The organism is Actinokineospora sp. (assembly GCF_050699995.1).
In the GTDB taxonomy this organism is placed as follows: domain Bacteria; phylum Actinomycetota; class Actinomycetes; order Mycobacteriales; family Pseudonocardiaceae; genus Actinokineospora.
The window spans coordinates 1-9,450 of record NZ_JBOHGC010000394.1 but is presented as its reverse complement, the minus strand read 5'-3'; the positions used below and the strand labels follow the sequence as shown (position 1 = coordinate 9,450).

General features: G+C 70.4%; 12 protein-coding genes and 1 pseudogene. 3 read left to right on the top strand and 10 right to left on the bottom strand.

What is annotated here, in order from left to right; all coding sequences use genetic code 11:
* Positions 1–3: 3 nt before the first annotated feature.
* The 3 genes from ACRDSQ_RS19790 to ACRDSQ_RS19780 are packed head-to-tail and all read right to left on the bottom strand — an operon-like array spanning position 4 to position 1,525.
* On the bottom strand, positions 4–279 hold the full coding sequence (locus ACRDSQ_RS19790; protein ID WP_431423098.1) for an amphi-Trp domain-containing protein: 276 nt from the start codon (positions 277–279) through the stop codon (positions 4–6).
* 49 nt (positions 280–328) lie between these two features.
* A complete protein-coding gene (locus ACRDSQ_RS19785) occupies positions 329–529 on the bottom strand; it encodes a hypothetical protein (RefSeq protein WP_431423097.1) in 201 nt (66 codons plus the stop codon).
* 6 nt (positions 530–535) lie between these two features.
* Positions 536–1,525, bottom strand: a complete 990-nt coding sequence (locus ACRDSQ_RS19780; protein WP_431423095.1) for an alpha/beta hydrolase — start codon at positions 1,523–1,525, stop codon at positions 536–538.
* Between the two features lie 148 nt (positions 1,526–1,673).
* Between ACRDSQ_RS19780 and ACRDSQ_RS19775 the strand changes: the two genes are divergently transcribed.
* Complete coding sequence (locus ACRDSQ_RS19775; protein WP_431423093.1) at positions 1,674–2,162, top strand: hypothetical protein; 489 nt, start codon at positions 1,674–1,676, stop codon at positions 2,160–2,162.
* Here the strand turns inward: ACRDSQ_RS19775 and ACRDSQ_RS19770 are convergent.
* The 7 genes and pseudogenes from ACRDSQ_RS19770 to ACRDSQ_RS19740 form a co-directional block, all read right to left on the bottom strand.
* A pseudogene (locus ACRDSQ_RS19770) lies at positions 2,108–2,594 on the bottom strand (MSMEG_6728 family protein). The gene ACRDSQ_RS19775 and the pseudogene ACRDSQ_RS19770 overlap by 55 nt on opposite strands.
* A gap of 105 nt (positions 2,595–2,699) precedes the next feature.
* Positions 2,700–3,323 carry a hypothetical protein gene (locus tag ACRDSQ_RS19765; protein WP_431423091.1) on the bottom strand — a complete coding sequence of 208 codons (624 nt, stop codon included), beginning with the start codon at positions 3,321–3,323 and terminating at the stop codon, positions 2,700–2,702.
* Positions 3,324–3,385: 62 nt separating this feature from the next.
* Positions 3,386–4,114, bottom strand: coding sequence for a hypothetical protein (locus tag ACRDSQ_RS19760; protein WP_431423089.1), 729 nt, complete (start codon positions 4,112–4,114; stop codon positions 3,386–3,388).
* Positions 4,107–4,625, bottom strand: coding sequence for an RNA polymerase sigma factor (locus ACRDSQ_RS19755; RefSeq protein ID WP_431423087.1), 519 nt, complete (start codon positions 4,623–4,625; stop codon positions 4,107–4,109). Before ACRDSQ_RS19755 ends, ACRDSQ_RS19760 begins: the two co-directional genes overlap by 8 nt.
* Positions 4,626–4,735: 110 nt before the next feature.
* A complete protein-coding gene (locus ACRDSQ_RS19750) occupies positions 4,736–6,715 on the bottom strand; it encodes an EAL domain-containing protein (protein ID WP_431423085.1) in 1,980 nt (659 codons plus the stop codon).
* 92 nt (positions 6,716–6,807) lie between these two features.
* Positions 6,808–6,996, bottom strand: a complete 189-nt coding sequence (locus ACRDSQ_RS19745; protein WP_431423083.1) for a phospholipase domain-containing protein — start codon at positions 6,994–6,996, stop codon at positions 6,808–6,810.
* A 157-nt stretch (positions 6,997–7,153) separates the two neighbouring features.
* On the bottom strand, positions 7,154–7,801 hold the full coding sequence (locus ACRDSQ_RS19740) for a response regulator (RefSeq protein WP_431423081.1): 648 nt from the start codon (positions 7,799–7,801) through the stop codon (positions 7,154–7,156).
* 298 nt (positions 7,802–8,099) lie between these two features.
* Between ACRDSQ_RS19740 and ACRDSQ_RS19735 the strand changes: the two genes are divergently transcribed.
* A complete protein-coding gene (locus ACRDSQ_RS19735) occupies positions 8,100–8,831 on the top strand; it encodes an AAA family ATPase (RefSeq protein WP_431423079.1) in 732 nt (243 codons plus the stop codon).
* 38 nt (positions 8,832–8,869) lie between these two features.
* A complete protein-coding gene (locus ACRDSQ_RS19730; protein WP_431423077.1) occupies positions 8,870–9,211 on the top strand; it encodes a competence type IV pilus major pilin ComGC in 342 nt (113 codons plus the stop codon).
* The last annotated feature ends 239 nt before the right edge of the window (positions 9,212–9,450 follow it).

Sequence of the window (9,450 nt, the reverse complement as noted above, 5' to 3'; positions counted from 1 at the left end):
GACCTAGACTGCGGAATCGTCGGAGTCGTCGGAGTCGTCGGACTCGTCGTCGTCAGCCTCTTCGTGCGTCCACTTGAGCTGGAACTCGATCTCCTCTTCCCCGTCGCCGCGCTCGTGCTCGATGGAGAACTGGGCACGCGCCGGGACGCGGATGCGCTCACCCGCGATCTGGATGCGGAACGACGTCTCGGACTCCAGGGCGTCGGCGAGGCGGCGAAGCTTCGCGACGACGTCGGGCGTGGAGTAGATGCGTTCGATGTCTCGAGTCGCGTCGGACACGTGACCTCCGATGTCGGGTCTCCCTCGGGCGGGAGCCTGGGTGGCACATTCAATCGCGGGCACGCCCGCGCGCGGTGACGAGGTGGCCCTTGATCGGGATCTCCGCGCCGCCGTCGGTCCGGTACTGGGCCAGGACTTCGCGGGACTCTTCGAGGATGCGCTGGTAGACCGCGTCGGTGATCCGGTCGACGAGCGGGGTGCTCTCGACTTCGACGCGCACCATCTCGTCGACAGCCCGAAGGCTGACCACGCGGCGTCAGGCCGCGTTCGCTGAGCGAGCCAGGGCGACGGTGGTGAAGGTCGCTATCTCGTCGAGGGCGGCGCTGCTTTCGGGCAGGACATGGCCCAGCACCGGGAAAGCATGCACCTGGCCCTGCCAGATCAGCAGCCGGTGCTCCACGCCCGCGGTGGTGAGGCGTTCGGCCATGAGTTCCGCGTCGCAGCGCAGGACTTCGTCCTCCGCGCAGTGGATGAGGACGGGGGGCATACAGGACAGGTCGCCGTTGACCGGCGAGCGGAGCGGGTCGATCTCGGTGCCGGTTCCCGCGCACAGCAGGCCGACGCGCGAGAGGCGCCGGGCTGGGATGAAGACGTCCGTGCGGGCGTTGCGGTGGCCGAGTTTGGTGACACTGTCGAAGTCCAGCCACGGGGACAGGCCGACGACCCCGGCAGGCCTGGGCAGACCCGCGGCCGAAGCGTTCAGCGCGAGTGCGAACGCCAAGTGCCCGCCGGCGGAGTCCCCGACGCAGACCACCTTGTCCGCCGCGATGCCGCGGGTCTGCAGCCACCGCACCGCTGCGGCGGCGTCGGCGAGGGACTCGTCGAGGCGGCCCTTGGGCAGGTGCCGGTAGGCCACGGACAGCACCGGCAGCCCGGTCCGCAGCGCCAGCCGCTCCACGATCCGCCGGTGGGTCGCCAGGCCACAGAACAGGAACGCTCCCCCGTGCAGATAGAGGATGGCGGCGGTCGCGTCGGACGTCCCGCGCGGGCGCACGAACTCGGCCCGCCAGTCGCCGCCGTCGACGTGCTCGCACTCCGTCTCCCGCAGCCGGGGCACAACCCGCAGCGCCAGGTTGACCAGCGGCATCATCTTCGAGAGCGGCCCCCGCAACGGCCAACACGCGAGCGTCGGCCGCACGAAGATCCGGCACAGCCACCGGATCACGGCCGCCCGGAAGCTCTGCCCACCCTCGCGGTACTCATACGCGGTCTGGGTCTCATCCGAACTGGGCGCACGACTGTTCACCGCCCGACTCTCGCACCGCCCGGACACGGTGAGCAACGGTCGATGAGCGCCGTCCGCCGAATGTTGTCCGTATCCGGCAAATCCGTCGACGGCGTGTGTCATTCCGCGCGGAAGTGCGGGTTCGCGGGTTTCGGGGTAATCCTCGGTCATGGCGGACACAGGGGATCAAGAACCACCGGCCGACAAGGCCACAGTGGAGGCGGTCGGGAAACTGACCGAGGCGCTGGAGACGACCGAGATCGCGCGCGGCCACCTCTACGCGTTCCACCAGCTGACCGGGTCGGCCGACTTCAAGGTCGAGGAGGCCATCGACCTGCTCGCCTGCGCCGGCCACCGGGACATCGCCGCCCGGCTGGAGCGGGAACTGCTGGGGCGCAACGTGCTGCACGGGCGGTGGACGTACCAGGTCGTCGAGGAGTACGACGACACCTACTACCGCCCGTTCCGCGAACTCGAACGCCTGACTCGCGAGCTGACCGGCGGGCAGCGTCACCGCTACGAGGCCGGGCTCAAACGCGAGCGCCGCACGCCGGGTGAACCCGGGCACGAGGCGACGCCGGACGAGGTCGAGTCCGATCGGGGTCAGCCGCCTGCCACCGACGTGCGGCGGGGGCGGTCCGAGTCGGGCCACACATAAGGCAGGTCCGCGGGCACGTCCGGAAAGTGCCGGCGTAGTGGTCGGGATCCTTGCGGACCAGAGCGGACTGGTGGCTTCGGTGCAGCGCCGCGGCGCCGAGCCACGGCGGCAGCTCCCCCGCCCGGCGAGTTCAGCGTGGGAGCGGACGATTCCCGGTCCCACGCCACGAAGGAGGTCCGCTCGCAGGGTGCCCGCGCAGGTGTCCGCACGACCTGTCTCGCACCAGACCTCGCAGATGTCGAGGCCGTAGCGGGTCAGGGCCTCCTCGTAGCCCGCCCACATCGCCGCGGCCGGGTGGTGGCGCCAGCCGTAGCCGACGACGGTGAGTGCCCGCAGCACCTGGATCGTCTCCACCCGCTGCTTGCCCAACCTGCGCGCGTCAAGGACCCGCGCGGTCGCCGCGAAGTCCGGATAAGGCAAGAACGTCTGCACCCGCGGCGGGATACCCAGAGCGGTCCCCGGATACACGGTGACAGCGGGGGTTCACTGTGCGGGGTCGCTTCCACGGCGTCGTCTTCGGCGGGATGGCCCGCAACATCACGGGAGCGGCGGAGCGGGCCGCGGCCTGCTGAACGAGGGCAGTGCCCGCAGGCGCGGACGGACCAACACGGCCGCGACGGTCAGCAGGACGCCTGCGATGAGGCCGCCGATCCCCCACTCCCACCTGACGTCCGCGACCGGCTCGACCGGCGCGGGTGCGGGCGCGGGCGCCGCCTTCGCGGCGTCGGCGATCTGTGCGGAGGCGGGCCCCGACGTGAGCTTCAGCGAGTCGAGCAGGGCCATGAGCTCCTTGGGCGAGGAACTGGTGTGCCAGGACGCGGGCACGTCCCAGATCCCCTGCCCGTCCGCGCGCACGGTCCTGCTCTCGATCACCGGGCCGGCGGAGGTCAGGTAGATCCGGTCGGTCCGCCACACGTCGACGTCATGGATCAGCCAGGTGGCGGTGACGTACGAATTGGACTCGTACGGGGCCGCGGCCGCGCCGCCGCTGAGGGCGCCGTCGAGGAGGATGTAGGTGGAGTCGGTGTGGTAGAGCGCCGTCGCCCGCTGGTTCTCGGGCATGGTCAGCACCACGCTTGTCGGGCCGCCCGCGGCCGCGGGGCCGGCGCTGAGGAACAACAGGCCGATCACGGTGAGCAGAGTCAGAACAGTCGCGCGCATGGTGGCGCCTCCTCGGATGTGACTGGTGGGGATACACCGGCCACAGCCGAGCGGTTCCCGTTTCAGCGCGCCGATTCGGCGATCGCGACGGCCCGTTCCCGATCGAGGTCGCCTTCGAGCCGCAGCGTGACACCACCGGACTGCCACAGCAGGGTCCGGCCCGCGAGTCGGGCGGGTTCCCGGCGCTGGCGGCCGTCGGCGGACTGCACGACCACCTCGTGCGGACTCGCCAGCCAGAACGCCTCCGACCCGCGCACGGTGGTGAACTCGACCTCGTCGTAGACGGTCTTTATGAAGTAGGGCGCCAGCCGGGCGCCGATCTGGTCGAGCCGGACGCCTGTCCAGCTCATCGACACCACGGCCCGGTCCGCGGACACCTCGACCCCGGACGGCGTGCCGAGTTCGGCGGGCACGACGACATCGAACGCCACCAGGTCACGGGCCTGCTCGACACTGATCCCCCGTGCCGCTGTCGGCGGCGGCGGGGCGGTCGAGGGTGGCGCACCAGTCGACGTGCGAACCTCGACGGCGCCGATCCCGAGCCACTGCGCCACAGCCGCGCGCACGGGCGGGGTCAGCGCGGCGACCAGGACCAGCCCGGTCAGCAGCGACACCATCGCCCGCCAGCGCGCCCGCACCCACCAAACGACCCGGCGCGGCAGCGAGGCCCGTGCGGGGACAGGCTCGTCCGCCACCCTGGCCAGGACGGCGGCGGTGAGCGCGTCGGTGGGCGCGGGCGACGGGAGGTCGTCCCCAAGGGCGCGGAGTTCGCGGATCAGCGGGTCAGTCATGGGCGAGGTCCGTTTCCAGCGACGCACGCAGCCTGCGCAGCGCCCGCGACAGCCGCGACTTCACCGTGCCCCGCGGCCAACCCAGGACGGTCGCGGTCTCCCGCTCGTCCAGGTCGAGCAGGTATCGGCAGGTCACCACCAATCGGTAGGGCTCGGGCAGCACCTCAAGAGCGGCCAGCAACTCGGCACGCCGGGCCCGGGCCTCGGCCGAGAGTTCGGGGTCCTCCACCGGCTCGGGCAGCACCGCGGCGGCCTCGGTGGCCCCACGCCGCTTCGCGGACCGCTGCGCGTTGCGGGTCTCGTTGGCCACGATCCGCAGCAGCCACGGCCGAAACGGCGCGTCCACCCGGAAGCCCCCGAGCCCCCGATACGCCTTCACCAGCGACTCCTGCACGACATCCTCCGCGTCCGCCCCGGCACCAAGAAACACCGCGACCCGCAGGGCAACCCCGGCATGGGCGCGCACGAGGTCCCCGTACGCCCCGGAATCCCCGGCGCGCACCCTGGCCACGGCCTCCGCGTCGCTGATCGCTGCTCCTAGTCATGGACGTCCTGTTGTCAGGTCTACACCGCCCGACGCCGATTGGTTCCAGTGAACGCGGAGACTCGCGGGCCACAGCGTCAGATCCGAGTCACCTCAGCCAACGACCCAGGCTCCCCGAACACCGCCCCCTCCCCCAAGTCGACCCCCACCTCAGCCCACCAGGCAGCCTCCCGAGCAGTCCACAGACTCCCCACAATCATCGAAAGCCCCGACGCCCGAACCAACGGAACCAACCCCCGAGCCGCCAGCACAGCAGGCAGCCCCGAATCAGCGTTGGCCGACACCCAGGAAGCAACAGAGCTGACGAGCCGAACAGCCCGAAGCGGCAGCGAGTCCAAATAGGTCAGGTCACGGCTGGCCGCGCCGTACCCGTACAGAACGATTCCGATCCCCAGTTCCGCCAACACTTCCAGGTTGTCCTCAGCCGGATTGTCGGGTGCGTGCAGTGCGAGCACCGGGAAGCCCAAGTCAAGCCGGTCGGGTGCCAACCCCGCGTCGGTGAGAGCAGAACGGACCCAGGCGATCAAGTCAGGGTCCACCGCTTCCTCTTTGGTCAGTTCCAAGTACAGCCGGGGCGCGTCCGGCCCCGCCTGCGCGACCTGGCGGGCGGCTTCGCCGAGCAGCCAGCGGCCGATGCGCAGGCCGAAGCCGGTTTCGGCGATCGCTCGCAGGCAGGCGCGGTGGTCGAGCAGGCCCAGTTCCGGGTGCAGCCACCGCAGCGACGCCTGCACGGAGGCGACCCGCCGCTCGGCTAGGGCGACGATCGGCCGGTGGCACACCTGGATCTGCCCGCCCTCCCACGCGCCGGGCACGGAGGCGGCCAGTCGGAGTTGGGCGCGGCGGGACTGGTCGACCGCGGGGTCCACCAGGCCCCACTGCCCGCGCCCGCCCGACTTCAGCGTGCGCAGCACGATCGCGGTGGCGCACAACAGTTCCACGGGGTCGGCGCCGGGGGCGATGTCGCGGGCCACGGCGATGGTGGCCGACGCCGCGACCCCGTGGCCGTCCACATAGGTCGGTTCGGCCAGTGCGGCGTTGATCCGCTGGGCCAGCCCGGCGACGTCGTGGCCGGGCGGCAGCAGCACCGCGAACTCGTCGGCGCCGAACCTGGCCACGCAGGCGGTCTCGTCGCCCAGGATCTCGGTCAGTTTGGCCGCCACCGAACGCAGCAGTTCGTCGCCGACTTTCCAGCCGAGGCCGTGATTGATCACCGAGAAGGCGTCGAGGTTGAGGTGCAGCACCGAACCGGACGTGGCGCCGCCGAGCGTCTCCTCCAGTTTGCCGATGAAAGCGTGCCGGTTGGCCAGTCCGGTGAGCGGGTCGTGGGTTCCCTGGTAGCTGAGCCGCTGTTCGAGAAGGTGCACGTGGGAGACGTCCTGCACGAGGGTGACCAACGTGTCCGGCTGCCCGGCGCTGTCGCGCAGGACCGAGACCGCCAGGTGCACCCAGACAGGGTCGCCGTCGGCGCGGAGCAGCCGCGTGCGTTCCCGCAGCCGCCCCGATTCCTCGCCGCTGTCGAGCAGTTCCGTGTAACAAGCCAGGACCGCGTCACGTTCGCGCGGGTGCAGCAGTTCCGCGAGCGCGACGCCGACCAACTGGTCCTCCCGGCGCGCGAGAATGCGCAGGGCGGCGGCGTTCACCTCGGTCACCACGCCATCGCGGGCGCTCACCAGCAGGCCGACCGCAGCCGAGCGGAACAGCGCGCCGGAGCGTGCCTCGCTGTCCGCCAGCGCTTGTTCCACAGTGGCCAGTCGGGCTCCGGCGGCGAGCGCCGCGGTGACCGCCTCGACCAGCCGGACGCCGAACTCAGCGGCGGCGTCGGAGTCGAACGGGTCCGCGCGCAGCGCCTCGATCAACCGGTCGATCGGACCGGTCAACTCGCGCCCGACGCCGTCCCCAGCGGCCGAAACCCCGCTCAGTGTCCCCGCCCACTGCCCCGCCAGCTCAGCCGGATCCACCGCGGTGCCGCCGCTCGCCTGGCACGTCAACTCCCGATGATCACCCGCCCGGTGAGCGGTCTTGGCCGGGAACGTACCAGCGGGCGCAGCACCGAACATCGGAAACGATCATCGTCGCCCATTTGCCGGGATGCTCCACCCGAATGGCCGCCCGGGGCGAGCGGGCGGTGTGTCCGCTCGCCCCGAGCCGGTCAGGCGGTGACGCCCGGCGCGCCGTCCTCGACGCGGCCGGTCAGTCGCCTGTGGAACGTCGAGTCCTCGGCCGCGGTCACCTCGACGTCGTACCAGCCGCCGTCGGTGGGCCAGGCCAGGGACGTGTCCGCACCCGCCTGGCGGCCTGGCCGGTCGCGGGCATGAGCGGGGAACGGACGGACGACCAAGTGCCTGCCCCGCTCTCATGAGCACCGAAATTCCGGAGTCGAACAGTGCGGCTTGGCGAGTCTCGCTGGTGGATGAAGCCGGGACTGCCTGCTGACCGCGGCCGAAACCGGAGGCGCCGAACGTCGGATTGAGCGGATCGCCCAGGGCGCCGTTAGGTCAGATGACCGCGGGCATCTCTTCGTTGTGGATCAGGCCGTGGCGTAGTGCGGTCATCAGGGCTTGGGCGCGGTTGTTGGCGCCGAGCTTCTCGTAGAGGCGCGCGACGTAGGTCTTGGCCGTCGACGGGCTCACGTAGGTGGAGCGGGCGATCGCGGGCACCGACAGGCCGTCGCGCAGCAGCAGGAGCACTTCGCGCTCGCGGGGGCTCAGGGCGAAGCGGGTCTCCGTGTCGCGCTTGCGGGCCAAGGCGTGGAGCAGGCCGGTGGCGGTGAACGACGTCGCCGCGACCGACGCGTGGCGGATGGCGCCCAGCACCTCCGTCATCGGCGCCATCTTGCTGACGAAAGCCGAGACCCCCGAGTCCAAGGCGCGGAACAGGATGTCGTCGCGGGCGCTGGAGGTCAGCACCACGATGCCGAGGTCCGGGTCCCGGTCACGGAATTCGCGGGCCAACCGCAGCCCGTCACCGTCGGGAAGGTCCACATCGATGGTCACCACGGTGGGGCGGACTTCGGCGATCGCCCTGGCGGCGGCCATCGAACCCCACTCGGCGACGATCTCGATATCGTCGTGTTCGGCGACCAACCCGGTAAGCCCATATCGGGTGAGCGGGTGACCATCGACGACGGCCAGGCGGATCGACATCTTTCCTCCGGTCTGCCAGTCCGACACCGCGCTGAGGGAGGCGCGTTTAGGATTCAACTACCTTTCGGTCCAGCCCCCCTCCGAGTTACAGATCCGTTCTAGGTCAAGGACTATCAGGGTCGAAAGTCCCTACTGAGCGTGATGACCGACCCCGGTGTCGGGCGTTCGGCCGACAAGCGTCCCCCGGACAGCCGTCATCGTCCGCCCATCGGCCATCGACTCTTTGACCGATCGCCCGATGCCGGGACACCGCTGTTCGGCCCACGCTTCTCGTCTATCCGGCGAGGAGGTGTGGGGCATGACAGCAGGACGGGTCGTCACCGTGTTCGCGGCCAAAGGCGGCTGCGGCAAGACCACCTTCGCCACCAACCTCGCCGTCGCGCTGCACGCCGCGGGGCGCCGGGTCTGTCTGGTCGACCTCGACCTCGCCTTCGGCGACATCGCGGGCAGCCTCACCCTCACACCCCGCGGCACACTGTCGGTGGGCGACCGGGTGTGGGCGAACATGCCGCTCTCCGCCTACCGGCCCGGGCTCGACTGCGTCCCCGCCCCCATGCGGCCCGGCGACGCCGAGCGGATGCCGCCGACGCTCGTGCGGGAACTGCTGATCCTGCTGTCGACGCGCTACGACTACGTCGTCGTCGACACCCCGGCCCGGCTGTCGGCGCACGTGTTGACCGCGCTCGACGTCTCCAGCCACCGGGTGCTGCTGACGACACCGGAGCGGCCCGCGCTGGCCCACCTGCGCGTCACCCTGGACATGCTCGACCTGCTCTCGATCCGCGGGAACACCCGCACTGTCGTGGTGAACCGCGCGGACGAGCAGACCGGCCTGACAGCGGCTGACATCGACGAGATCCTCCGCAACCCGGTCGCCGCGTACCTCCCGTCCACTTGGGAACTCGCGGCGTCGATCAACCGTGGTGTGCCGCTCGCCGAGTCCGAGCCGCACCACCCCTTCAGCACCGCAGTCCGACGGTTCGCCGACACCCGGATCCGCGGCGAGGAGGTGTCGGAAAGCCTCTTCTAGCAGGTCAAAGCCATGACACACACATCAGGGAGAACACCATGAACACCTTGCTCGACAGAGTCCACCAAGCCCGCAAGAACGAGAAGGGCTTCACCCTCATCGAACTGCTGATGGTCATCGTGATCCTCGGTGTCCTTGCGGGAATCGTCGTCTTCGCCGTCAGCGGCATCAACGACAAGGGTGAGGAATCCGCTTGCAATGCCGACCGCAAGACGCTTGAGGTGGCTCAGGAAGCCCACTACGCCAAGATCGGCAGCTACGCGACAAGCATGACCGCTTTGAAGACCGCGGGCTTGCTGCGCAGCGACACCGCTCTGAAGTCGGGCGTGACGATCAACGCCGCCGGCGATGTCGTTCCTGGAGTCGATTGCACGCCGTAGTCGCACCAGCCGGGGAAGGGCCGCCGTGCAGGGCGACGGTCCTTCCCCTTCTTTCTCGCACAGCAAGGAATCCGGAGGTTCGCTATGCACGGTCCCGCTCTCGGCAGCTATGTCGACGCGCTGCTCGAAGCCGTGTGGCAGGCAGGCGCCACCGACCTCCTGCTCACCGCCGGCATGGCACCCCAGCTGCGCATCCAGGGCGCGTTGCACGCTCTGCCCAACGAGCCCGTGCTCACCGC

What these genes read in the sequence shown, in the direction of transcription:
- ACRDSQ_RS19775 (WP_431423093.1), top strand. Translation starts at nt 1,674, where the DNA reads ATGGCGGACACAGGGGATCAAGAACCACCGGCCGACAAGGCCACAGTG.
- ACRDSQ_RS19765 (WP_431423091.1), bottom strand. Translation starts at nt 3,323, where the DNA reads ATGCGCGCGACTGTTCTGACTCTGCTCACCGTGATCGGCCTGTTGTTC.
- ACRDSQ_RS19760 (WP_431423089.1), bottom strand. Translation starts at nt 4,114, where the DNA reads ATGACTGACCCGCTGATCCGCGAACTCCGCGCCCTTGGGGACGACCTC.
- ACRDSQ_RS19750 (WP_431423085.1), bottom strand. Translation starts at nt 6,715, where the DNA reads ATGTTCGGTGCTGCGCCCGCTGGTACGTTCCCGGCCAAGACCGCTCAC.
- ACRDSQ_RS19740 (WP_431423081.1), bottom strand. Translation starts at nt 7,801, where the DNA reads ATGTCGATCCGCCTGGCCGTCGTCGATGGTCACCCGCTCACCCGATAT.
- ACRDSQ_RS19735 (WP_431423079.1), top strand. Translation starts at nt 8,100, where the DNA reads ATGACAGCAGGACGGGTCGTCACCGTGTTCGCGGCCAAAGGCGGCTGC.
- ACRDSQ_RS19730 (WP_431423077.1), top strand. Translation starts at nt 8,870, where the DNA reads ATGAACACCTTGCTCGACAGAGTCCACCAAGCCCGCAAGAACGAGAAG.